Consider the following 23,457-nt stretch of genomic DNA (forward strand, 5'->3'; position numbering starts at 1 on the left):
CGCGCGCGGGCCTCAGCGGGAGAGCACCCGGCGCAGCACCCGGCCGAGCGTCCCCGCGGGCTCCGCCGCCGCCTCGTCCGTGCGCCAGGCGACGATCCCGTCCGGCCGGACCAGGCTCGCGCCCGCCTTGCCGATGCCGTACCGGTCCGCGACCGCCGCCTCCGGATCCGTCAGGCCCGCACCGATCCGGTACGCCCTGACGGGGACGCCCAGTTCCGCGGAGACCGTCTCCGCGGCCGCGATCCAGTCCGCGCCCAGCTCGCCCGCCAGCAGGGTCCAGCCGTCGCCGAACAGGTCGACCGTGGACATCCGCTCGCCGTGCCGGACCACCGGGACGTGCGGCCCGCGGAAGCCGGGGCGGCCGCTGGGGGTCAGCGGGTTCTCCACCCGGGCCGGGTCGTCGTCCGTGGCCAGGACCGCCGAGGAGCGGTAGCGGAAGCCGAGCAGCGTCTCCGGATACCCCACCGACTTGTCCCACACGTCCGCCATGTGCGGCGCCATCCGCTGCGCGTAGATCGCCAGCGCCTCGGCGACGACCAGCTCCGCCGCGATCCTGCGCTCCTCCTCGTATGTGCCGAGGAGCCCCGGGCCGGCCTGTCCGTGCAGCACCGCCGCGAGCTTCCAGGCCAGGTCGAACCCGTCGGCGACGGCCGCGTTGCCGCTCATGCCGCCGGTCGGCGGGGTGACCTTCGCGGCGTCACCGGCGAGGAACACCCGTCCCTCGCGCCAGCGTTCGGCGATCCGGGCCGCCATCTCCCAGCCCTGGATGTCGACGAGCCGGGGCCGCACCTCGGGAGCGTCCAGGGCGAGTCCGATGAGCTCGACACAGCGTTCGGGCGTGAAGTCCTCGGGGCGCTCGCCCTCGTCGGGGTCGTACTCGACGAACAGGGTGTGCCGGTCGGGGCGGTCCGTCGGGCCGAACGTCCCCGTGAACCTCGGGTGGTGCAGGTAGTACCAGCCCGTGGTGCCCGGCTCCATGACGCCGGAGAGGTCCGCGTCGAAGATCACCCCGACCATGTGGGTCAGCGTGCCGTGCCCGTACCGCCCGATCCCCAGCGACTCCCGCACCAGGCTGCGGTTGCCGTCGGCGCCGACGAGATACCCGGCCCGCAGGTCGTACTCGCCGTCGGGTCCGTGCAGCCGGGCGGTGACGCCGTGCTCGTCCTGCCGGAACGACACCAGCCGGGTGCCGAAGCGGATGGCGCCGCCGTGCCGCTGCGCCTGCGCGAGCAGGATCGGCTCCAGCTTGTCCTGGGACAGCATCGCCCAGCCCGCCGGAGTGCACGGCCCGGTCGCGGCCACCATGTCGTCGAAGCTCTCCGACACGGTCCGCAGGACCTCGCCCCGTACGCTCTGGGCGAGCCGGATGACGAAGTCGCCCTGGGCGCCCCGGATGTCGTTGGCCCTGTTCACCTCGTCGGCGACGCCGCCGATGCGCAGCAGTTCCATGGTCCGGGGGTTCTGCCCGGCAGCCCGCGGATAGGGCGAGAGACCCGGCCTGCGCTCCACCACGAGCACACGTACCCCCTGCCGGGCGAGGAACATCGCCGTCGACAGGCCGCCGAGGCCCGCACCCACCACCAGGACGTCGACCTCGTGGTCGTTCATGCCGTCCCCCTCTCGTCGTCGCTTGCGGGTTTCCCGTGGCCGTCCCCCGCCCGGACGCCGACGAACAGGCCGCGGCCCGACGGCGCCTCGGGAAGGTACTCGACCGTGAATCCGGCCTCCCGGAACGCCTCCTCGTACTCGGACCGGCTGAACAGGGAGATGATGTGGGTGTCGACGAAGTGCCGTGCCCCCGCGCCGGGTTCGGCGACCACGAAGTGCACGTCCATGTGCGAGGCACGGCCGCGGCGGGCCGAGTGCGAGAGGCGGGACACGGTGACGCCCTCGACGGTCACCACGTCGGCCGAGACATGGCCGTCGGCGAACGTCTCGGGGAACCACCACGGGTCGACGACCGCCACGCCCCCGGGTTCCAGGTGCCGCGCGAACACGGCCAGCGCCCGCCGGAGTTCGGCGACCGACGCCGTGTAGCCGATGGATCCGAACATGCAGGTGACCACGTCGAAGGTGGTGCCGAGGCGGAAGTCGCGCATGTCGCCCGGGTGCACGCTCACCCCGGGCAGCGCGCGGCGCGCCGCCTCGGCCATCGGCGCGGACAGCTCCAGTCCCTCGACATGCCCGAAGAGGTCGGCGAAGTGCCGCAGATGCCCTCCGGTGCCGCAGGCGATGTCGAGCAGCCGGGCGGCACCGGGCCTGTGCCGCCGGGCGGCGGCGGCGACCGCCTCGGTCTCGGCGCGGTAGTCCTTGCCGCGCCCCCGGTGCACGAGGTCGTACACGCGAGCGAGGTCGGTCCCGTACATCGTCTCGCCCGCCCGCTGCCCGTCCGCCACGGTCATGACGCCGGCCGGGTGTGGGCGAGGACGGCCTCGGCCAGCGGGCCGTGGACCGAGGAGGGCAGGGCGTGCCCCATGCCCTCGATCTCCACCAGGCGCGCGGCGGGGAAGAGCCCGGCGAGGTGCTTCCCGTGCGGCGCGGGCGCCACCGGGTCGTGCTCGGCCTGGATGACCAGGGTCGGCACGGTGACGCCGCGCAGTTCGGCGGCCCGGGCGGGTGGCGGCAGGGTCAGCGAGTAGTGCGCGTACGGCTCGGTGAGCACCCCTCCCGCGTGGTCGATGGCGCGCTCCTCCCACCGCGCGTACTCCGACTCGTCGAACGGCACACCGGTGCCGGACAGGATGCGCCACTTGCCGACCCGCTTGGCCACCTCGGCGGCGCGCCCCTCGGCGGGCCGGTTCATCAGCGCGAGCGCGTCCAGGAACGGCTGCTGCGGCCCCGGCAGGCCGTCCGGCGTGGGTTCGCCGCGCATCGCGCGCTCGATGTTGCCGTCGAAGTCGATGTCGAGCCCGCCGCCCAGCATCATGGTCAGGCTGCTCAGCCGCTCGTGGTGGTCGAGTGCGATGACCTGGACGATGGTGGCCCCCATCGACAGGCCGACGACATGGGCCCGGTCCACGCCCCAGCCGTCGAGGACGGCGACCGCGTCGGCGGCCAGTTCGCCGAAGCCGTAGGGGTGCTCGGCGAAGTCGCGGGTGGTGGAGCGGCCGGTGTCGCGGTGGTCGTAGCGGATGACGTGCAGACCGCCGTCGGCGAGCCGCCGGGCGAACTCGTCGGGCCAGCCCAGGGCGGACAGGTTGCCGCCCATGACGAGCAGCAGCGCCGGGTGCGCCGGGTCGCCGAAGTCGTCGCTCCACAACTCGACGTCCCCACTGGGCACGATGCGTTCGGACATGTGTCTACTCCTGTGCTGGGAGGGCGTGGGCGTCCCCCTCGGGGGCGGCGGTGAACTCCAGGATCGAGAAGTCGAACGGCAGGGTGGCGGAGCCGCTGGTGCGTTCCGAGTCCAGGACCAGCCCGGCCGACGCCGCCAGGGCGACGACCTCGTCCCGGGTGCGCACCCGCCCGCCCATGAACGTCAGCATCCGCAGGTCGAGCAGGGTGCTGAAGAAGCGGTCGGCACCGTCCCCCTCGACGTCGGCACGGTCGAGGACGAGGACCCTGCCCCCCGGCTCCAGTGCCTGGACGCACCGGCGCAGGATCACCGGCGCGTCCTCGTCGGACCAGTTCAGCAGGACGAAGGAGAGCAGCACGAGGTCGGCGGTGACCGGCAGCGGGTCGCGGAAGTCGCCCTCCGACACCGTGAGCCGGTCGGCGAGACCGGCGTCGGCGAACCTGGCCCGGGCCTGCCCGGCGGGGCCGGCCAGCTCGACCAGGGTGCCCCGGACGTGCGGTGCCCGCAGGGCGATCGCCTCGAGCAGGCCGCCGCTGCCGCCGCCCACGTCCAGGACGTGCCGTACCGCCGACCAGTCGTACGCGTCGGCGGGGGCCTTGTAGGCGAGATCCTCGTCGCAGGACATGAGCGCGTCGAAGGAGTCCGCCAGGTCCCGGTCCGCCGACAGGTCCTCCCAGAAGAGCCGCCCGTACCTCCCGGAGTACGCGGGACGGCCGGTGCGGACCACGTCGAGCAGGCCGGTGAAGGCCAGGTCGGCGCGGGAGACGGCCCCGTTCAGGTCCAGCCAGGCCCGCTGCTGCGCCGGGTGGCCGTCGGCGAGGAGCAGGCCGAGCCGGGTGGGGCGCAGCGGCCGGTCCCGCTCCCCGCCCTCCAGGACGCCGACGGCGGTCAGATGGCGCACCAGGCGGGCGAGCGCCTGGGGATGGGTGCCCGTGCGGGCGGCGAGGCCGGTGACGGTGCCGGTGCCGGCCAGGAGGTGGTCGACCAGGCGCAGCGTCGCGGCGACCCGGAGGGCCATCGGCGTGACCAGATTGCCGAGGTTCTTCAGGAGTACGTCGAGGTCCTGGTCCGTGGGTTCCAGGGGTTCCGCGGGTGGCGAAGGGCTCACCGTGTTCCTTCCCTTGGGCGTGGGTGTGCCGGCCGCCGGCTCAGGGCCGCCAGCCCTCCTCCTTGGGCCAGGGCTCGCCGAGCTGGCGGTAGGTGCCGAGGTAGTCGGGCCAATCGCGGTGGTCGCGGATCTTCCCGTCGACGATCCGGATGAGGTGGATCTGCTCGCCGGAGAAGCGGCGCCCGGTGGCGGGCATTCCCACGAGCTCGCCCACCTGACGTCCGTACAGGGCGAGTTTCGCCCGCACCCAGCTGCCGTTCTCCTCGTAGGAGATCTCCTCCAGGCACGCCTCCTCGGAGAAGGTGAGCTTCAGCCACTTCACTGCGAGTGCGAAGGCCTCCGGGCCGCGCAGTTCCGGCATGTGCTCCAGTGCGCCGGGATTGAGGTACTCCTCGTGAATGAACTCGGCCACGTCGTCCGTTTTCCCGGTGTTGTAGCTGTTCACCATACGGCGAACAACATCGATGTGATCGCTCACGGCATACTCTCCTTGTCGTCCGTCAACGGGTTCATCCTGACTTCCGCGGCCCTTCGCAACAATCCTTTCCCGCACCGGTTCGACCGGTCGACAAGCCGGTTTCGAGCGTTCACCGAGCGCATTCCGACCCACATTTCAGAGTGACCGGCCAGGGTGGTCGGGTCGGCTTTCCTGACCCGGAGGACCCATGGACACGACGAAGTACAAATCGACGGTCACCGAGGCGTTCAACAACGCCGCGGCGAAGTACGACCAGTTGGGCGTCGAGTTCTTCACACCGATGGGGCGGCGGCTGGTGGAACGCGCCGATCCGCAGCCCGGGCAGCGCGTTCTCGACGTGGGGTGCGGCCGGGGCGCCTCCCTGTTCGCGGCGGCGGAACGGGTGGGGCCGTCCGGCCATGCGCTCGGCATCGACATCGCGCCGGCCATGGTGGAGGAGGCCCGCCGGCAGGCCGCCGCGCTCGGCACCCGGCACGTCGAGGTACGGGTGATGGACGGGGAGCACCCCGACCTTCCGCCCGCCTCGTTCGACGTGGTGACCGGCGGCTACAGCCTGATCTTCCTGCCGGACGCGCCGGCCGCTCTGCCGAGGTACGCGGCGCTGCTGCGGCGGGGCGGCAGGATCGCCTTCACCAGCCCGGTGTTCACGGAGGACACGTTCCCCTTCCTGCCGCCGGTGTTCACGGAACTGATCCCGGAACGGCTGCTGCGCAACCTGCCGGCCGACTGGCGCCCCGACGCGCTGAAGCGGCGGTTCAACAGCTGGCTGCAGGACCCCGACGACCTGACCCGCACCATGCTCCGCGCCGGCTTCGACGACGTGGAGGTCGCCGACGAGCACATCGACCTGCGCGCACCGGACGGCGTCACCTGGGTCGACTGGTCCCACACCCAGGGCATGCGGCTGCTGTGGCAGCACCTGCCGGAGTACGAGAGCCGGCAGCTGCGCCACCGCCTGGTCACCGAGCTGGACCGGCTGCGCGGTGACGGCCCGCTCCGTCTGCCCACCCCGGTCCGCTTCGTCAGGGCGTCCGTCGCGGACTGAGCTGCCGGGGGCCGCCGGGGGCCGCCGGGGGCGGCCGGGGGCGGCCGGTGGCGGCCGGGGGCGGCCGGTGCGGAACACCCGGAGCCTTGTCCCGCCGACGGGACAAGGCTCCCTGTGGTGTCAGTAGACGCGCACGGCGCCCGAGGACGACATGCGAACGATGTCACCGGTCGGCCTGCGGAGGTTGCCCTGTGCGTCGATGGACTCCGCGTTGAGGATGGAGCGGTGCAGTTCCTGGGCCATCGGGCCGGGTTCGAGGCCGAGATGGTTCACCAGGTTGACCCGCAGGCGCTGGAAGAGCTCCAGGGCCTGCGCCCGGCGGCCGTTGAGGTACAGCGCCCGCATGTACTGGGCGTGCAGCCCCTCGTGGTACGGGTTGTCGGCGGTCAGGGCCGCGAGCTCGGTGAGGACCTCGCGGTACATGCCCAGCCGGAGCTGGGTGTCGACGAGGTACTCCAGTACGACCAGCCGGGACTCCTCGAACTGCTGGCGCCTGCCCTCGAGGATCCGGCCGGCGACGACGTCCACCAGCGCGGGTCCGCGCCACAGCTGCAGCGCGCTGGAGAGGGTGCACAGCGCGGCCTGGTCGTCCCCCGACGACAGGGCGCGGCGCCCGTCCGCGACGAGCTCGTGGAAGCGGTGGACGTCCAGGTCCCCGTGGGCGGTCCGGAACAGGTAGCCCCCGGACCGGGTCACCAGGAGCTCGGAGGCGACCTGACGGCCGGACATGCCCGTCGCGGACGCCAGGAGCTTGCGGAGGTTGAGGATGTATGTCTGCAGCGTGGTCAGGCAGCTGACGGGAGGCTCCTCGTCCCACAGCTCGCGTATCAGTGACGACACGGGTACCACCTGGTCGGCGTGCACCAGCAGTGTGGCCAGAACGCTTCTCATCTTCGGTGCGCTCGGAGTGTACAAGGCACTCTCGACCTGCACGGAAAGCGGGCCTAAGACACCCAGCTTCACGATGTTCCCCCATAGATCGCAGAAGGCTACTGGACTACCGGGCATCAACGCCTCTGGCGGTTCACGGGTTCCCCACGGAGAAACCGGCGGTTCGCCGGAACGGAAACCAGTGTCGGTGCCGGGTATGTTGTGGTGGGAACCACTGAACCACTTGCGCGTCGAAAATCCGAGCCCGACGGGCGAGCATCACCGAACGTTTCAAGCCACTTTCAGCAGTGTATTGACAACCGTCAGGAAGCCGGCCGGGGTCGTGACCTCGGAGAGGTCCTCCTCGGGAATATCCACGTCGTACTCGCGCGAGACCCGGGCCGCTGTCTCCAGCAGGGCCAGCGAATCGTACCCGAGGTCCGTGAATTTCATGTCAACCGCGTTTTCCTTGTTGGTTACGGCCTCCTCTTCCCCCGCGCACTCCCGCAGGATGTCGAAGAGCCTTTCACTTGTCAGCGCCACCATGGCAGTTCTTCCTCCCGTTGCGACCGGTACCTCTCGCTCCCTCGGTGGCGGCCGGCTGCGGCGGCCAGTTGGCTGATGCTGCATCACCGCGGTCGGCGGCGGCCACGAAGTGCACCCTATGCAGATTCGGAAGTATCAGACTCGAGAACCGATCGAGCGGACTCGCTCAGAACGTGGTCATGGGCCTCTCACCTCGCAGCACGGTCGATATCGGCACGGTGATTGTTGTCCGCCGGGGGGCCTGCGGCCTACCGTCGCAACGAATGCCCACACAAAGGAGGAGCCAGTGAAAGGAATTGTCCTGGCGGGCGGCTATGGAAGTCGTTTACACCCGATCACCCTGGCTGTTTCGAAGCAGTTGCTTCCCGTCAACGACAAGCCGCTGATCTACTACCCTCTCTCGGCGCTGATGCTGGCCGACGTTCGGGACATCCTCATCATCGCCCTGCCCGACGACATCCCCCAGCTGCGCAGGCTGCTGGGCGACGGGAGCCACCTGGGGATCTCCCTGACGTACGCCGAACAGCCCGTGCCCAACGGACTGGCACAGGCCTTCCTCACGGGAGCCGAGCACATCGGCGACGACTCGGTCGCCCTCGTCCTCGGTGACAACATCTTCCATGGAAACGGCTTCTACGACCTGCTGGACGCACACTCCCGGGACATCGAAGGATGCGTCCTCTTCGGATATCCGGTCACCGATCCCGAGCGTTACGGCGTGGGCGAGGTCGACGAAACCGGACGGCTCCTCTCCCTGGCGGAGAAGCCCGAGAAGCCGCGCTCCAATCTCGCCATCACCGGTCTCTATCTCTACGACAACGACGTCGTGGAGATCGCTCGCGGAATACGCCCGTCAGCCCGCGGTGAACTGGAAATCACCGATGTCAACCGGGTCTACCTGGAGCAGGACCGGGCCAAACTCGTCACGTTCGGCCGCGGCTTCGCCTGGCTCGACGCCGGAACCCCGCAGTCGCTGCTCCAGGCCGGCCAGTACGTGCAGACCCTGGAGGACCGGCAGGGCGTGCGGATCGCCTGCCTGGAGGAGGTCGCCCTGCGCATGGGCTTCATCGACGCGGACGCCTGCCACCGGCTGGGGGCGAAGCTGTCGCGCTCCGGGTACGGCGAGTACGTCATGGCCGTGGCGAGCGAGATGAGCCCCTGACCGCAGTCGTGCGCGGCCCGGCCGGGGGCGGCCGCCCCCGGCCCGGACGCTCCCGGGCGGTCACCCCTCCCCGAGCAGGGTCAGCTGCCCGGCGTCGAGCACGAGGTCCGCCGCCGCCATGTTCGCCCGCAGATGGGCCAGGGAGGCCGTGCCCGGGATCGGCAGCACGACCGGCGAGCGGTGCAGCAGCCAGGCGAGCGCCACCTGGGTCGTCGTCGCCCCCGTCTGCGAGGCCACCCGGGCGAGGGCACCGTCCCGGGCCGGCCGGGCCGCACCGGCGAGCGGTTTCCAGGCGATGAAGGCGATGCCCTCCTGCTCGCAGTGGACCAGCTCCTTCTCGTAACGCCGGTCGTAGAGGCTGTACTTGTTCTGTACGCTCACGATCCGGGCGACCGACCGGGCCTGCTCGATCTGCTCCACCGTGACCTCGGAGAGCCCGATGTGCCGGATCTTGCCCTCGTCCTGGAGCTGTTTCAGCGCTCCGACCTGCTCCTCCAGCGGGACCTGGGGATCGACCCGGTGCAGCTGGAACAGCTCGATGCGCTCCAGGCGCAGCCGGCGCAGGCTGAGTTCGGCCTGCTGCCGCAGATAGTCGGGCCGGCCGAGCACACGCCACTGCTGCGGGCTCGGCCGGACCTCACCCGCCTTGGTGGAGACGACCAGGCCCGGCGGGTAGGGGTGCAGCGCCGTGGCGAGCAGCTCCTCGTTGGCGCCGAGCCCGTAGACGTCGGCGGTGTCGATGAACGAGACGCCGAGCTCCACCGCGCACCGTGCCACCTCTGCGGCCTTGTCCGGCCGGGCGGGTGGACCCCAGTGGTGCGGCCCGGTGAGGCGGAGCGCCCCGAAGCCGAGCCGGCCGACGGTGAGGTCGCCTCCCAGGGTGATGTGTGTACCGACGGCACGGCCGGGTCGCACGGTGACGGTGTCCTTTCAGCCGGGGTTCAGGGGAGCCGCACGGAGAGCGGGTGGCGGAAGACGTCGCGTGGGTCCCACGTCGCCTTGACCCGCTGGAGGCGGCGGTATGCGTCCTTGTAGTAGAGGGTGTGCCAGGGCACCCCGGAGGTGTTCCAGCGCGGGTCGGCCAGGTCGGTGTCGGGGTAGTTGATGTAGCAACCGTCGTGCTCGTCGTTCGGCACGGGAACGCCTCCGGTGTCCCGGAAGACGTCCCGGTACAGCTCGCGGATCCAGCGCAGGTGCACCTCGTCGAGCTGCGGATCCATCCAGGTGGCGGAGAACCACGCCTTGAGGATCGAGTCACGCTGGGGCGAGGCGGTGGCGCCGGGCGCCACGGTGTTGACCGTCCCGCCGTACGAGTAGAGGTCCACGGCGCCCCAGCCCTCGAACGACGGGTCCGTCAGGTGCCGGTGGACGGTCGCGATGCGCTCGGGTGTCCAGCTCCGCCTGAGGTAGGCGCTCTTGGACTTGTGCCGGTCGTACCCGCCGGTGTCGAAGCGTGCGCCCAGGGTGGCCTGCAGCCAGAGGTCCTCCTGGTGCTCGACGGCCGGTTCGAGGCCGGTCCCCGCGTTGACGGCGCTGACGTAGCGCTCGATCAGCCCGGCGGCGTCGGCGCGGCCGCCGTCGAAGCGGGCCTCCAGCGAAATGGAGCCCACCGCGTGGGTGTTGAGGTGCAGGGTGCTGTAGAGGCTGCCGTACCGGGGGTCGGCGTGGTTCTCCTCGTACCACCGGCTGTAGTTGGTGACGAGCCGGGTGAACCGCGCCAGGTCGAGGTCGGCCCACGGCCAGGTCACGAAGGTGGAACGGAGCCGGGTGGGGGGCTTGGGCAGCAGCGCCGAGGGGTCCTTGCCCGTGGCCCCGGGCGTACGGAACAGATAGCGGGTGACGACGCCGAAGTTGCCGCCCCCGCCCCCGGTGTGGGCCCACCAGAGCTCGCGGTGGGGATCGTCCCGCTCGCGCGTGGCGGTGACCGTGCGGGCCCTGCCGGAGGCGTCCACCACCACGACCTCGACACCGTGGAGATGGTCGACGACCGTGCCGTCACGACGGGTCAGCGGCCCGTATCCGCCGCCCGCGACATGCCCGCCGGCGCCGACCTGGGGGCAGACCCCCGCGGGCAGCGTCACGCCGTGGTCGTAGAAGAGCGTGCGGTAGACCTCGCCCAGCGTGGCGGCGGGCTCGACGGCGAAGGCCCGGTGCTTCTTGTCGAAGTAGACCGAGCGCATGGGCGAGGTGTCCAGGAGCACCCGGACGTCCCGGTGGTCGGCGAAGTTCTCGAAGCAGTGCCCGCCGCTGCGGACCGCGATCCGCTTCCCGGCCGCGACGGCGTCCGTCACGGCCTCCTCGATCTGCCGGGGCGTGTGGACCACGTGCACGACGTCCGGCGATCCGACGAAGCGGGCGTTGAACCCCCTGCTGACCAGTTCGTCGTACCGGGGGTCGGCGGCGCCGACCGTGGTCACCGGCGACTCCGGTACGCACACGCGGCCCCCGGCCCGCGCGGCCTCGGCCGGTACCGCGACGGCTCCCGTGGTGGCGACCGCGGCGGCACCGGCCCCCGTTGTTCTCAGGAATCCGCGACGACTGATTCGGCCCATGACACACACCCCAACCCTTCGATGAGCAACGAGCGGGTGGAACGGCACGATGACGCGTCCCCCCTCACGGCACGGCCCCCTGCCGTCCGCGCAGCGGGACCCGGGCGGACCGGGCCCCCGACCGACGCGCACCCCCCGGGCATCGCCGTCGCCGCCTCCTCACCGGAGGCGCCGGACACCCGTCATCCCCGTGCGGGCCCCTGTGGCTCCAGCACGACGACGGGGATCTTCCGGTCGGTCTTCTTCTGGTAGCTCTTGTACTGCGGGAAGATCGCGGTCATCGCCTCCCAGAGGCGCGCCCGTTCCCCCTCTTCCGCCTCCCTGGCGACCGCGTCGAACGTCTCCGCGGCCACCTGCACCCGCACCCGCGGCTCCGCCAGCAGGTTGAGGTACCAGTGGGGATGCCGGTCGGACCCGCCGTTGGATCCGACGACGACGTAGTTCCCCTCGTCCTCCCCGTAGATCAGCCCGGTACGCCGCAGCGCCCCGGAGCTGCGTCCCCGGGTGGTCAGCAGCAGCGTCGGCTTCCCGTACCAGATGTGCCCCCTCGCGCCCTCGCTGGCCACGTAGCGGCGCACATGCGTGGCGACCCATCCGGTCGGGCTGTCGAGCACCTCGTCCTGTTCGTCCATGCAGCACACACTCCGTCCGTCGGAAGCCACACCGTACCACCGGATACATAAATTTTAGTATCGCCCTCCGCCTCACCCGAATCACGTGTTTTCAGGGGAAGTTGAGAGGAGCGACGGCTTCCGGCTGCCCTGGCGGACGCGCTTTCGAGCATGCTCGTCCGCCGTGCCCCACGGCAACGAGTTCCGGACAGCGGCCGGGCGCCCTCGACCGCTTCTCGAGTGGATCTCGACCGCCGTCCCGCCCTCGTGTACGGGCGGCGCGGACGGACTCCGGACGGGGAACCCGCGCCGGGCCGTGCGGTACGCGGCTGCACCTGGCGAGGTGGAGGCGTCCGGCCGCGGGCCCCGTCCGGTCGCGTGAAGTCGTGCGGTCACATGACGTGCTGCGGTCACATGACGTGCCGCGGTCGCGTGACCGGGTGTGGTCAGGTGCCGCCGTTCCGCCGGACGGCACCGAGTGCCGTCCGGCGCCGAGGTGGTGATCGCCACCGACGGCGCGATCGGCTCGTCGCCGGCCGTGACCCCGGTCCGCGTACCCGGCCCCGAGCGCGATCCGAGCGCGACCCGGGCACGGTCCCAGGCATGATCCCGGGCACCACGGTCCGACCCGTGGGCTCCCGGAGCGGCGAGAACTGTAAGCGGGCTCACCGAACCGGCACCCCGGCTCCCGGCATGATCGAAGGACGAAGCGGACCTCGCCGTCCGGCGGGCCCGCGTCCCGGGGGATCGGGAGGTGCCCGGTGAACGTTCGGCAGTCCCCCCGCCCGCCTCGCCGGCAGGTGCTCAAGGGCGCCGGAGCGATCGGCGCGGCCACGGTGCTGCTCGTCGGCGGCGGCGTGATCGGCTGGCAGACCCTGGCCGACCGGCCCGAGCCGGTGACCGCGGTGCAGCCGGCCAAGGACCCGTCCCTGCGGGCGCTCGCCGAGGCCGCGGTGTCCGGCGGGCCGGGCAAGGACGGCATCCCCGCCGTGGACGAGCCCCGTTTCGTCACGGCGGGCGAGGCCCGCTTCCTCGACGACGACGACGTGGTCTTCGGGCTGGAACACCGCGGCGAGGTACGGGCGTACCCCCAGCTGGTCCTGGTATGGCACGAGATCGTCAACGACACGGTGGCGGGCGAGCCCCTCGCCGTCACCTACTGCCCGCTGACGGGCACGGCCGTCGGCTTCCGGGCCCCGCCCGGCGTCCAGGACCTGACGTTCGGCACCACGGGCAAGCTCGTCAACTCCAACCTGCTGATGTACGACCGGCAGACCGGCTCGCAGTGGCCCCAACTGATCGGCACCGCGGTCAGCGGACCGCTGGAGGGCACGGAACTGGCCACCGTCCCCCTGGTATGGACCACGTGGAAGCAGTGGCGCACCGCGCACCCCGACACCCGGGTGCTGTCCACCGACACCGGTGCGCTGCGCGGCTACGGCAGCGACCCGTACGGCTCCTACCCGGACCGCAGCGGCTACTACGCCGAGGGCGGCCCGCTCTTCCCCGTCGCGCACAGCAGCGACCGCTTCGGCGACAAGCACGTGGTCGTCGGCGTACGGGTCGCCGGCCGGCACCTGGCCATCGACAAGGACCTCGTCCGGGAGAACCGCGTCGTGCGCACGGACCTCGGCGGCACACAGGTGGAGGCACGCTGGGACGACCGCCTCGGCACCGCCAGGGTCCTGCAGCGGGCGGGCGACGGCCGGTGGGTGCCGGCCGACCACCTCGACGCCATGTGGTTCGCCTGGTACGCCTTCCACCCCGGCACCCAGGTGCGGACATGAGCAGGGTGCCCGCCCTGCTCGCCGCGGTCCTCGCCACGGCGGGCGACGCGTGGGACGGCGCCGCCGGCGCGATGGCCGCCACGCCCCGGCGAGTGCGCGCCGCCCTCGCCGTCCGCCGCCACCGCAGAGCCGCGCTGATCGGCGCCGCCCTCACCCTGCTGGTCTACCTCCTCTCCACCGGGGACCTCGCGGTGTCCGGCTCGGGCCGGTTCACCGGCGCCCCGGTCCTGCGGGCCGCCCCGGAGCAGCTGTTGCGGGTGCGGGCGCCGTACCTGTTCGAGCCGGTCCTCGCCTGGCACCCCTCCAGCCATCTCGCGGTCTTCGTCAGCCCGGTCAACCTGCTGCTCGGCGCGACCGTGGCAGCGCTGGTCGGATGCAACATCGCCGTCGCCGCGCACACCGCCCGCCGGTCCGCGGCGTGCCGACGTACCCGCTACGCCCGGCTGGTGGGGGTGCTTCCGGCGTTCCTGCTCGGCTTCGCCTGCTGCGCACCCGCCTTTCTCCTCGTCCTCGGGACGGGCACCGCCGCCGCCCTGCTGCCCGCCGTCCTCCCCGCGCGCCCGCTGCTCTACCCGCTCGCCCTGCTGCTGCTGACCGGCACGCTGGTCTGGGGCGCCTCGCGGGGCGACCGCGCCGGGCGGGCCGGGCGCGGCGCCGGCACGACGCGGACCGCCGGGCGGGCCGGCCGGACCGGGCGGCGTGCACGCCGCGCGGACGACATCGGCGACCCGGGGACGCCGGCACCCCCCGGCGTCCCCGGCACACGAGAGCCGTGACCGCGGGGCGAGGCCGGTCTGCACCGATCCCATTGCCTGCCCCGCCGCTGCGTGTTCGAGGCCGGACGGTTCGGCGCTCGCCGACGTACAGCGCCCGGGGGTGACGTCCATCTCGTCGTTCCGGGGGTCGACGAGGGGAACGACGAGGGGGACGACGATGGGAATGACGAGGAGAGCACGGACGGTGCCGCCCGGGGGAGGGGCACCCTCCCGGCCCGGCCCGGCCCGGCCCGGGTCCCGGTCCGCCGGCCGCCCGTCCCACGCCCGCACCCCGGCCCGCGCCCGCGATCGCGCATTCCGCGGTCCTCGCCCGGGTCCCGCCGGGGGCCGGGCCCGTGGACGAGTGTCAGCCGGAGTGCCGGAATCCCTTGCCGGAATCTCACCGGCTTCCTCGTTCCGCCGTCGCAGCCATGCCGAGCGCCCGAGGGCCCCGGCCGGGCGGAGCGAGGTCCGCCCGGCCGGGTGCCCCCGGAGAACCGCTACCGGTTCAGCGGACGGTCAGGGCGACCGGACCGGCCAGCAGTGCGTACCCGTCGTTGTGCAGGTACCAGGCCGCGTACTCTCCCGGCCCCGGGAGTTTCCCGGTGGCGAAGGTCACGCTGCCGCCCGCTCCGGGGGCGTACTCCCACAGCAGGGACTCCTGTTGGGAGGGTGCGACGCCGACCGGGTAGAGGCCGATCCAGTTGGTCGGGCTCGCGGTGCCCGGAGGCGTGCCGAAACCGAGGACGGCATGCGCACCGTGTTCCGCCGACGGCCGGTCGACGGTCAGTGAACTGGCCGGCGTGGGCAGCGAGTCCCCGGCGAGGGGCAGGCGGTCGAGGTGGTCCGCGGCGAGACCGTGGAACGCCGCCACCTTGGCGGCGATCACGTCCGTGTACGGGACGAGCGCCGTGAAGTGGGCGGTGAGGACCTTGGTGGTCGCCGCGGCCAGTTCGGCGGCGTCGGCGGTGGCGCCGACGAGGTACGGCGACAGCTGCCGCATCAGCGCGTAGTCGCTGGAGAGGCCCAGCGATCCCATGGCCTGAGCGAGGGAGGGGGTCCGCGCCCCCGTGTCCTGGACCCGGCTGACGAAGGTCACCCGGTGCAGCACCCGCCAGCACGGAGGCTTGCGGTCGCTCTGCCGGGCCCGGGCAAGTTCCCGGGCGCCGGCATCGGTCCCGCGCTCGAGCCATTCCGGGTCGACGACCTTTCCGTAGAAGTCCTCGAAGTTGTCGGTGGAGGTGTCCAGGTAGAAGGACATGAAGCGGTAGGCGTCGACACGGCCCGGTACGAGTACGGGACCCGAGCCGTCGCTTCGGTGCAGGACGCTTCCCGGTTCGGTGGCCACCTCCAGACTGAAGGACCGTGAGGCGTCCCTGGTCTTGCGCCGGGTGACGGTGTACCCACCGCCCATGGTGGCCTCGAAGGCGAACTTCCCGCCGACGGGCCCGATCTCGGCCTCGAAGCCGCTCTGATAGGTCGCGCTCCCGCTGACGGTGTACTCCCCGGCCGTCGTGCTGGTGACCTGGTCGGTGGTGGACGTGGTCTCGGAGAACAGGCCCCCGGCGGCGGTCCACACATAGGTGTTGACGATGTTGCGGCGGGCCGCTGAGCGGTGGGCGGCCCGGCCCGCCACCGGATCGCCGCCGCCCGACGTGAGCCCCGTGCTCGTACCGGTGCCCCCGATCATCCCCTTGAGCACCCGGTCGGCGGCCGCGGCCACCGGGTCCGGGGCGTGGGTGTCGGTCGACGCGGACTCGTAGAACGCCTGGAGCTGCTGTTCCTCGCGCTGGATACGGCGCTTGAGGGCGTAGGCCTCGCGCGGGCGGTAGTAGCTGTACTGCCCGCCGTCCCCGGCGTGGGGGAAGGAAGGGTCGGGGCAGGGTTCCAGGCCGCCCGCCGCGCCCCGGGTGCGGAATCCGATCACTCCGTCGAGCGTTCCCTGCTTGGTGTACAGCGGGTTGATCGGGAAGGCGATGATGTTCCAGTCGCGCGGAATGTCCGGGTTGGGGATCATGCGGTAGGCGACCAGGGCGCCGTTGTGGGCCAGCCTCAGGGCGAACTGGTCCGCGGTGTCGGACTGGACGATCGCGAACCCGGTGTTGGCCGGCAGCCAGCGCCGGCCGGCCGTGGGATTGGCCTGCTCCTTCGCTTCCGGGCTCTCCCAGCGTCCGGCCAGCTTGACGCTGCTGGTCCGCGTGGTGGTGGCACCCTGGCTGACCGTGGTGTCGTTGCTCCAGCTGTTGGAGAACTTCATCTCCGCGCTTCCGCCCGCGTGGATCTTCAGAGAGCTGAGCGGCTTGGCGGTCCCCGCACCCAGGGGGGCGGCGACGATGAAGGTGTCATCGTTCTGCGACACATCGAAGGTGATCTTCGCCGAGCTGTCCACACTCGTCTTGTGGTCGGAGGACATGGTGTTGGTGACGGTGTCGGCCTGCACGAAACTCACCGACGACGTGCCGCTGTAGTCCTCGGCCGTGCCCTCGATCATGTTCTCGGAAGGAACCGGCGGGGCCCCTTCCAGATAGCCGACGAGCTGGGGGTTGAACTGCGCCTGGCCCACCCAGGAGGTGGTCAGGTCGCCCACCTTGAACCCGGTGCCGAGCACCCACGCGCCCGCGCGTACGGAGCTGTAGGCGCGCTTCATGACGCCGATCGCCTTTCCGTGGGCGTCGGTCTGCAGGTCCGCGTACTCCGAGGCGGAAGGCGTCGCGCTCACCCGGCGGTGGAAGGCCGTGCTCGCCCCGGCCAGTGCCGAGCGCACCTCGGCCGTGTCGTCCGAGAGCGGCGCGGTGGACACGACGACCTCCGGGGCCGGGACGGACGGCTCCAGGTCGCAGCCGCGCAGCCCGGCATCGGCGACCTTCGCGCCGGCCACCGTGGACTCGGGGTCGAAGGGGTAGTAGGCCATCAGATCCTGGCGCTCGCCGCGGACCCTGGTGAACAGGTTGTCCAGGATCTGCTCCTGTGTACGGCAGGTGCGCCAGACCCGTATCTCGTCGAGGGTGCCGGTGAGAACCTCCGACAGCGCCCCCGAGCCGGTCCTGCGGGCCGCCACGGTCACCTGCTCGGGGCCCATGTCCCCGAGCACGTTGTCCATGGAGACCCGGTCGGCGGCGGTGGGCACACCGTTGTGGTAGAAGGTGAAACGGTTGCCGTGGGGGTCGGGGGTCCGCACCCGGACCGCGCCGTGGATCCGGGCCGGGAAGGCGTCGCACGCGTCGGCCGTGATCGCCCCGTGGCTCTCGGGGACGTTCCACCACGCCACCAGGCCCTCGGCCTTGGTGGTGACGGGGACGCCGATCTCCTCGGGCTTGCGCGCCACCTTCCAGATCCTCGCCTCGGACACCGTCCCGCGCAGCCCGTACGAGGAGGAGCCCACACGGTAGCGGCCGATCTCGCAGTTCGCGTCGTTGCCCACGGGCCGGGCGCCGGTGTAGCGGTCGGTCCTGACCAGCCTGCCGTCGATGTAGAGGCGGATGCCGACCGCGCCGTCCTTGTCCTCTCCGCCGCGCCGGGTGACCGCCACCTTGGTGAACACCCCGGGGACGAGCTTGTTCGCCTCTCCCGAACGCCAGATCTGCTGCGAGCCGGTGCCCCCGCCGCCCGCCTCGAAGGTGAACACGAGCTGTCCGTCGGGGTCGACGTACAGGGCGTAGGGCACGGCCCCGGAGCCCCCGCCCAGGACCGGCCCCTTGCCGACGAGGCCCTGCATGGAGCCCAGGGCGTCGAGCTTCACGTACGCCTCGATGGTCAGGTCGTCCACGAGGTCCAGCCCCTCGGGCCCGGCCGCGTCCAGATGACCGGTGCCGTCCATGGCCAGGGCCCAGTCCTGGCGGAACGTCATGGCGACGTGCCCCCAGTCGGCGGCGGGAAAGACTCCCTCGCTGCGGAAGGCCTGGGATCCGACGACGGCGGCCAGGCTGTAGCCGCGTGGAGCCGAGGGGCAGGGGATGAGCCTTCCGCGGACGGTGCCGTGGTGGCCGTTGCCCGAGCGGTCCGCGGTGGAGGCGTCGCCGAAGGTCCAGTAGCCCAGCAGGCCCGGCTCGTGGCCGGTGAGGCGGCGGTGGGCGGATCCGGCGACCTCCGCCTGGGTGCGTGCCCTGCCCCAGACCCGGTACTCGTCCACCATGGCGGTCGCCGGGCGCTCCTGCCCGGCACCGGCGAAGCCGAAGCAGCCGAGGGTCGTGCGGCCGCCGCCCCCCGGCCGGCCGGGGGCGATGTCCTGGGCGATCTGTATTCCGTCGCGGTAGAGGGTGCGCCGCCCGGTGGCGGCCTCGAACACCGCCGACCAGCAGTGCCAGCCGCCCTCGGGGAAGGGGTCGGTCGTCAGCTGTCTGCCCGCCGTCGAGAAGGCCAGTCTGTTGTCCGGCGTGAACGCCAGGAAGACCGGGTCGGCGTCCACGGTCGAGCCGCTGCTGAACAGCGGGCTGAGGCGGCTGTTTCCGGCGGCGTTGGCCCAGACCTCGATGGTGAAGTCCCGGTCGGCGAGCGTCAGTTCGGTTCCGCAGTCCACCCACGAGGCGCCGTCCAGGAGCAACGCGCTGATCGCGGCCCTCCCCTCCAGAGCGAGCGCGTAGCGGAAGCCCGGGATCGAGGCGTGCCAGATGCGGGCCCCGTTGCCGGTGAGCGTGGCCGGGTTGACCCAGGCTTCCACGGTCAGGTCGCCCGACGGGGTGATGTCGGGCCAGGCGGACGAGGGCAGGGTCAGGTGCCGGCTGTGGCCGTCGAAGGACAGCGCACGCCCCGGCGTGTTGCCGCGCCATCGCGGCAGCAGCGGCTCGGCGAGGTCGAGGGCGGTGCCGTTGGCCACCTGTGGACCGGCGCCGAGGGCCGTGGCGCTGACGAGCTGGGAGCCGTGCCAGAGGACGGCCCCGGGCGTGCTGGAACGGGCGTGGGCGTAGTCGTACAGCGTCGTCCGCAGCTCCTGTCCCACGCTGACGATCGATGCGTGGGCGGTCAGCCTGACCTGGGTCGCCCCGGTCGCCACCGGGCCGGCGAGGGTGCGTTCGGTGCCGCCGACCCAGACCGTGCCTCCCGCTTCCAGCGCCCTGGCCAGGGGGGTGTCCAGCGTCAGGGTGGTGCCGGAGACGGACACGGCCCGCCCCAGCAGTGTGCCCGGGGCGCGGGTGCCGTTGAGGACGCGGGCGAAGGAGACCGCTTCGCGTGGCACTTCCTCGAAGGTCTCGGTCACCGGCCCCTGGGTGAGAGCGACCCGGCACAGGCCGGCGGAGGACCCGTCGCCGACGGTGATCCGGAGGTCGGCGAGGCGGGTGGCGGTGTCCCGTGCGGTCAGCGTCACCTCACCCGTCCCCGCGGGGAGCCTTCTGGCCGCGCGGGAGACCGTGGTGGGGTAGTAGGCCGCGAAGAACTGCCCGTCGCCGCCGCGGAAGTACATCACCACGTCGCCGGTGGCGCTCTCCAGCAGGGAGGGGGCGTCGGTGGTCCAGGCGAAGGTCAGCAGTGCCCCGTACGCGCTCAGCCCCGACCGGTCGACGGCGATCCGGGGCATCTCCAGTACCGTCTCCGGGCCGCCGAGCAGCCCGCCGGTCAGCGTCGCCAGCGCCGCCTTGGCGGCGTCCACCTGGGCCCGGCCCGAGCCCAGCCGCTGCTGGGCCATCACCATGGCCGGTACGGTGCGCTCCAGTTGGGCACGCTGCTGGTCGCGGAAGGAGAACCGGCGGATGTCCGCGATGTACTCCAGGGTGGGCCACAGCATGTCCGCCAGCGCCTGGTCCGCGCCGAGCGCCGCCTGGGCGGCGGCGACCCGGGCCTGGGCGGCGGTGAGCGCGTCCAGGTCCCTGGCGGGGTCGGGCAGCCCGATCGCCTCGAGGGCGATCTCCCGGGGGACCGCCGCCAGCCGGCCGCCGCGCGAGAGCGCGAAGTCGACCGTGCACACGTAGGCGCGCGCGTCCGACCCTCCCTCGGGCGCGGGCCCGGAGGTCGCGCCGGCCAGCAGCACCCGTGCCTGCCGCTTCTCCAGCGCCGAGTCGCTGTAGCCGGTGGGACGGGGCTCCTGCTGGAAGTACAGGGTGGCGGCCAGGCCGCCCACGACGTTGCGGTCCTTCAGCGCGAACACGTCGCGGGAGAGCCCGGGGCCGTCCCCGACGGGTGCGTCCGACGGAACCCACACCGCACCCGATACCGAGGCCGCCGAACGTCCACGGCACAGGTCGGCGACGCGGTCGCCGGTTCCCTCGTCGAAGCGCAGATAGCTGATGAGTCCCGCTTCGATACCGGCCAGGCGCCGCCCGCGGTCGGCGAGCTCCGTCTCGGTGCGGACCCGGTTCCAGACGCGCACCTCGTCGATGTCTCCGGTGAACGGAGCGACGGGGTCGCCGGTGCTGCCGCGCATACCGAGGAGGTCCGCGCTGCCGGGGGCCGGGGCGACGGGGATGGTCCCGGTGCCGGACGGCACCCCGTCGACGAACAGGGTCACCGTGAGCCCGTCGAAGACGGCGGCCACATGGGAGTAGACCCCGAAGGGGACGGGCACCGACCCGGTCAGGTGCCGGTCCTGCGCGCCCTGACCGAGGATCAGGCTCCCCGATGCGTCGACACCGAGGCGGAAACCGTCCGGGCGCGACTCGTCCCGCGTGGCCACGATCGTCCCGCCCGGTGCCACCGGCCTGATCCACGCCTCGAAGGTGAATCCACCGGATGCGGGCGGCAAGCCCTCGGTCCGCAGTGTCACGGCTCCCGGCAGCGCGGGGTCGAAGCGCAGGGCGGTCGCCGCCCGGTCGGTGCTCGCGGGGACCGGTACGAGGGGCAGCCCGGTGTGCGGGTCGATGCCCGGCTCGCGCTCCAGCACCGACGCGGAGAACCGCGGGTCCGGGCTGGTGTAGAGCTGGGTGCCGGCGATGTCGAACAGCCCGTCGTCGCCCTGTGCGCAGTTGACGGACTCGATGCGTCGCTCGGCCGCGTCGTTCACGAACAGCTGCCAGCGCGACCGGCCGTCGACCTCGGTAGGGAGCAGCAGGACGGCGAAGCCGCCGTGGTCGATCCGGGGAACGAAGGAGAGTTTGGAGGTGGGCTCGTAGAACGGAACTCCGTCCATGTCCCGGGTGCCCAGGGTGTCGGTCCCCTCCGACGCCGGCACGAACTTGCTGCGCGAGCGCCGGTAGCGCACTTCGACGACCGGTTTGAGGACGGATCCGACGAGGACGTAGCGATCGCACAGCAAGGACGCGTCCACGGCCGGAACCCGGTCGCCCGCGGTGAGCACCGGATCGGCGGACAGGGACGTCCCGACCCCCTGGAACACCGCGTCGTGGTCGAGGGCGGTGACGGAGCGGCGGAAGACGAAGATGTGACGTCCGTCGGAGACGGCCTGGATCGGCGAGGCCGCCGTCAGGCGCGCGGTGGTCGACAGGAAGGTGTCGCTTTCGCCGGGGAGCAGTTCCCCGGGCCGGGACTCGACTCGGCCGCCCGCCTTGACCGTGGGCATCGTCCGGGCCACGGGAACGGCCACGCCGATGTCCACGATCTCCCGGGGGAAGGACAGCAGCGCGGAATCGGCGTTCCAGTAGTTCACATCGAGCGCACCGCGTAAGTCCTGCGCCTGCTCCAGGTCCAGCACGCTGTAGTGGATCCTGCGCTCGGAGTCCATGGCGAACGCCACGGTGGTACCGCCGTGTCGCACTGTCGTCGTCGATATGTACGTCGCGTCGCGGTAGACCTTCTCGCGGGACTGTTGCTGCATCAACCGGCTCCTCGGTCGTCGAGTCGGCACGGCCGCGCGGACCCGACGTCGGTGTGTGAACGGACTGGGGACCAGGCTCGCCGTGGCACACGGCACACGGCACACGGCACACGGCACAGGGTGGTGGTGCGGCGGGGATTGGTCGTGGAACTGCCGTGGCGGCACGGCGTGACGGGGTTGGACAGACTTACGGCCTGATGGGGCGAAGGTGTTGACGGGTACGCACGTTCGGCGGTCCTCACACAACAGTCTGTCTCAGCGGCCCCCGCTCACTCCTGGTCGGAATCTCCCCACATCGTGACATGTGACCGAGGTGACCCGCCGTGGAACGTCGCAACTCGTTCCGCCCCGTCCTCACACTCCAGGGACCCGCCCGTGCGACTTGCCGCTTGGGCTGACTGGCCGGGGAGGACGGGGTTCCCTCGCCAGGAGCACCGCGCACGGCCCCCGTTCCCGAAGCCCACGGCGCCGGCACAGGTGGCCGGGACATCTGCAATCTCGGCTGGAGACGCGCACTTTCTGGCCGGGCGGTACCGGACCTGCTCGACATCGCCAGGGAGAGTGGCTCAGTGGCTCCCCCCGGCGTGCCGGACGCTGGATACCGGCGTCGCCGACACGAGAAGTGTGTACGAGGAGATGACCGACGGCGCCGACGCCGGTCTCACCGGGCGCCCGGTGCCGCAGCACGACGAGCGGATCGTCACCGCCCAGCACCGTCACGCCGGTTCGGCGACGCGGGTGCGCACCCTCGCGGTGTCTCCGCCGCCTCGGTGACCGGACGGTCCCCCTCGGAAGGGCTACCAGGCCCGGGCGAGAGCCGTGGCGGTGAGGACCTGCTCGGGCGTGCCCTGCCCGACCAGCCGCCCTTCGTCGAGGAGCAGGCAGGCGTCCGCGGCGCGGGCGGCCTCCAGGTCGTGCGTGGCCTGGACGACGGTGGTGCCGTCGGCGACCAGCTCCGTCAGCAGGGTCGCGATCCGCCCGCGGGCCTCGGGGTCGAGCCCGGTGGCCGGTTCGTCCAGCAGGAGGAGGTCCGACTGCTGGGCGAGGCCCTGGGCGATCAGGACGCGCTGGCGCTGGCCGCCCGACAACTCCCCGAGCTGGCGGGCGGCGAGGTCGGCGACGGCCAGCCGCTCCATGGCGGAGTCGACCACCGCCCGGTCCTGCCGCGTCGGCCTTCGCCACAGCCCGCGCGCGCCCCAGCGTCCCATCTCCACGGTCTGCCGCACCGTGAGCGGCAGGGCGTCGCCGGCGGCGCCGCGCTGCGGCACGAACGCGGGCGGGCGGCCCTCGGAGTACCGCAGCTCGCCGGCCGTCGCTTGGATCACTCCGGCGAGGACGCCGAGCAGGGTCGACTTCCCGCTCCCGTTCGGGCCGACGAGCGCCGTCATGGCCAAGGCGGCTATGTCCCCGCTGAGTTGACGCAGTACGGGTCTGCCCGGGTAGCCGGCGTCCAGGCCGGTGAAGCGGACGCGCTGATTCCGTTCCTCGGTGCCCCGGGTTTCGCGGGGGTTGTTATTGAACATGATTTTCATTGTAGTGTCATCGC

17 protein-coding genes are annotated in these 23,457 nt (G+C 72.1%); 5 read left to right on the forward strand and 12 right to left on the reverse strand.

Annotated elements, in window-relative coordinates:
- Positions 1–12: 12 nt before the first annotated feature.
- Genes rdmE through DDW44_RS27900 form a run of 5 tightly spaced genes read right to left on the reverse strand, consistent with a single transcriptional unit; the run spans position 13 to position 4,881 of the window.
- On the reverse strand, positions 13–1,608 hold the full coding sequence (gene rdmE / locus DDW44_RS27880) for an aklavinone 12-hydroxylase RdmE (protein WP_108908189.1): 1,596 nt from the start codon (positions 1,606–1,608) through the stop codon (positions 13–15).
- Complete coding sequence (locus tag DDW44_RS27885; protein ID WP_108908190.1) at positions 1,605–2,402, reverse strand: class I SAM-dependent methyltransferase; 798 nt, start codon at positions 2,400–2,402, stop codon at positions 1,605–1,607. Before DDW44_RS27885 ends, rdmE begins: the two co-directional genes overlap by 4 nt.
- Positions 2,399–3,295 (reverse strand): anthracycline biosynthesis tailoring methylesterase RdmC, encoded by an 897-nt coding sequence (gene rdmC, locus DDW44_RS27890; protein ID WP_108908191.1) that lies wholly within the window; start codon positions 3,293–3,295, stop codon positions 2,399–2,401. Before rdmC ends, DDW44_RS27885 begins: the two co-directional genes overlap by 4 nt.
- 4 nt (positions 3,296–3,299) lie before the next feature.
- Positions 3,300–4,403, reverse strand: a complete 1,104-nt coding sequence (locus DDW44_RS27895) for a methyltransferase (RefSeq protein ID WP_108908192.1) — start codon at positions 4,401–4,403, stop codon at positions 3,300–3,302.
- 40 nt (positions 4,404–4,443) lie between these two features.
- Complete coding sequence (locus DDW44_RS27900; RefSeq protein WP_026281940.1) at positions 4,444–4,881, reverse strand: ester cyclase; 438 nt, start codon at positions 4,879–4,881, stop codon at positions 4,444–4,446.
- A 187-nt stretch (positions 4,882–5,068) separates the two neighbouring features.
- On the opposite strand from DDW44_RS27900, the gene DDW44_RS27905 reads away from it, so the two are divergent.
- Positions 5,069–5,926 carry a class I SAM-dependent methyltransferase gene (locus DDW44_RS27905; protein WP_108908193.1) on the forward strand — a complete coding sequence of 286 codons (858 nt, stop codon included), beginning with the start codon at positions 5,069–5,071 and terminating at the stop codon, positions 5,924–5,926.
- Positions 5,927–6,046: 120 nt separating this feature from the next.
- On the opposite strand, the gene DDW44_RS27910 is transcribed toward DDW44_RS27905, so the two are convergent.
- Both DDW44_RS27910 and DDW44_RS27915 read right to left on the reverse strand, forming a co-directional pair.
- Positions 6,047–6,817, reverse strand: a complete 771-nt coding sequence (locus DDW44_RS27910) for an AfsR/SARP family transcriptional regulator (protein ID WP_018891721.1) — start codon at positions 6,815–6,817, stop codon at positions 6,047–6,049.
- A gap of 270 nt (positions 6,818–7,087) precedes the next feature.
- A complete protein-coding gene (locus tag DDW44_RS27915) occupies positions 7,088–7,342 on the reverse strand; it encodes an acyl carrier protein (protein WP_017947353.1) in 255 nt (84 codons plus the stop codon).
- A 286-nt stretch (positions 7,343–7,628) separates the two neighbouring features.
- Between DDW44_RS27915 and rfbA the strand changes: the two genes are divergently transcribed.
- Positions 7,629–8,504 (forward strand): glucose-1-phosphate thymidylyltransferase RfbA, encoded by an 876-nt coding sequence (gene rfbA, locus DDW44_RS27920; protein WP_108908194.1) that lies wholly within the window; start codon positions 7,629–7,631, stop codon positions 8,502–8,504.
- A gap of 60 nt (positions 8,505–8,564) precedes the next feature.
- Here the strand turns inward: rfbA and DDW44_RS27925 are convergent, their stop codons facing one another.
- The 3 genes from DDW44_RS27925 to DDW44_RS27935 form a co-directional block, all read right to left on the reverse strand.
- Positions 8,565–9,419: an aldo/keto reductase gene (locus tag DDW44_RS27925; protein ID WP_017947351.1), complete on the reverse strand. Its 855-nt coding sequence runs from the start codon at positions 9,417–9,419 to the stop codon at positions 8,565–8,567.
- 26 nt (positions 9,420–9,445) lie between these two features.
- Positions 9,446–11,056 (reverse strand): FAD-binding oxidoreductase, encoded by a 1,611-nt coding sequence (locus DDW44_RS27930; RefSeq protein ID WP_108908195.1) that lies wholly within the window; start codon positions 11,054–11,056, stop codon positions 9,446–9,448.
- Positions 11,057–11,238: 182 nt separating this feature from the next.
- Positions 11,239–11,688 carry a nitroreductase family deazaflavin-dependent oxidoreductase gene (locus tag DDW44_RS27935; RefSeq protein ID WP_108908196.1) on the reverse strand — a complete coding sequence of 150 codons (450 nt, stop codon included), beginning with the start codon at positions 11,686–11,688 and terminating at the stop codon, positions 11,239–11,241.
- Positions 11,689–12,428: 740 nt separating this feature from the next.
- Here DDW44_RS27935 and DDW44_RS27940 point away from each other — a divergent pair.
- The gene (locus tag DDW44_RS27940; protein WP_240800794.1) at positions 12,429–13,454 is read left to right on the forward strand and encodes a DUF3179 domain-containing protein; all 1,026 of its coding nucleotides are present in this window, start codon (positions 12,429–12,431) and stop codon (positions 13,452–13,454) included.
- Positions 13,451–14,230, forward strand: a complete 780-nt coding sequence (locus tag DDW44_RS27945) for a hypothetical protein (protein ID WP_108908197.1) — start codon at positions 13,451–13,453, stop codon at positions 14,228–14,230. The genes DDW44_RS27940 and DDW44_RS27945 overlap by 4 nt, the downstream gene beginning before the upstream one ends.
- 487 nt (positions 14,231–14,717) lie before the next feature.
- Here the strand turns inward: DDW44_RS27945 and DDW44_RS27950 are convergent, their stop codons facing one another.
- Positions 14,718–21,911, reverse strand: a complete 7,194-nt coding sequence (locus DDW44_RS27950; RefSeq protein ID WP_108908198.1) for a LamG domain-containing protein — start codon at positions 21,909–21,911, stop codon at positions 14,718–14,720.
- 636 nt (positions 21,912–22,547) lie between these two features.
- Here DDW44_RS27950 and DDW44_RS32210 point away from each other — a divergent pair.
- Entirely contained in the window at positions 22,548–22,685 is a 138-nt protein-coding gene (locus DDW44_RS32210) for a hypothetical protein (RefSeq protein WP_167455539.1), read from the forward strand.
- A 23-nt stretch (positions 22,686–22,708) separates the two neighbouring features.
- On the opposite strand, the gene aztA is transcribed toward DDW44_RS32210, so the two are convergent.
- Positions 22,709–23,443: a zinc ABC transporter ATP-binding protein AztA gene (gene aztA, locus DDW44_RS27955; RefSeq protein WP_208648017.1), complete on the reverse strand. Its 735-nt coding sequence runs from the start codon at positions 23,441–23,443 to the stop codon at positions 22,709–22,711.
- Positions 23,444–23,457 lie beyond the last annotated feature (14 nt).

It is taken from the genome of Streptomyces tirandamycinicus, assembly GCF_003097515.1.
Classification (GTDB): Bacteria; Actinomycetota; Actinomycetes; order Streptomycetales; family Streptomycetaceae; genus Streptomyces; species Streptomyces tirandamycinicus.

Bases quoted from the DNA above. Each gene is read 5' to 3' on its own strand.
- DDW44_RS27935 (WP_108908196.1), bottom strand. From the start codon at position 11,688: ATGGACGAACAGGACGAGGTGCTCGACAGCCCGACCGGATGGGTCGCC.
- rdmC (WP_108908191.1), bottom strand. From the start codon at position 3,295: ATGTCCGAACGCATCGTGCCCAGTGGGGACGTCGAGTTGTGGAGCGAC.
- DDW44_RS27885 (WP_108908190.1), bottom strand. From the start codon at position 2,402: ATGACCGTGGCGGACGGGCAGCGGGCGGGCGAGACGATGTACGGGACC.
- DDW44_RS27910 (WP_018891721.1), bottom strand. From the start codon at position 6,817: ATGAGAAGCGTTCTGGCCACACTGCTGGTGCACGCCGACCAGGTGGTA.
- DDW44_RS27950 (WP_108908198.1), bottom strand. From the start codon at position 21,911: ATGCAGCAACAGTCCCGCGAGAAGGTCTACCGCGACGCGACGTACATA.
- DDW44_RS27930 (WP_108908195.1), bottom strand. From the start codon at position 11,056: ATGGGCCGAATCAGTCGTCGCGGATTCCTGAGAACAACGGGGGCCGGT.
- aztA (WP_208648017.1), bottom strand. From the start codon at position 23,443: ATGAAAATCATGTTCAATAACAACCCCCGCGAAACCCGGGGCACCGAG.
- rdmE (WP_108908189.1), bottom strand. From the start codon at position 1,608: ATGAACGACCACGAGGTCGACGTCCTGGTGGTGGGTGCGGGCCTCGGC.
- DDW44_RS27915 (WP_017947353.1), bottom strand. From the start codon at position 7,342: ATGGTGGCGCTGACAAGTGAAAGGCTCTTCGACATCCTGCGGGAGTGC.
- DDW44_RS27945 (WP_108908197.1), top strand. From the start codon at position 13,451: ATGAGCAGGGTGCCCGCCCTGCTCGCCGCGGTCCTCGCCACGGCGGGC.
- DDW44_RS32210 (WP_167455539.1), top strand. From the start codon at position 22,548: ATGACCGACGGCGCCGACGCCGGTCTCACCGGGCGCCCGGTGCCGCAG.
- DDW44_RS27905 (WP_108908193.1), top strand. From the start codon at position 5,069: ATGGACACGACGAAGTACAAATCGACGGTCACCGAGGCGTTCAACAAC.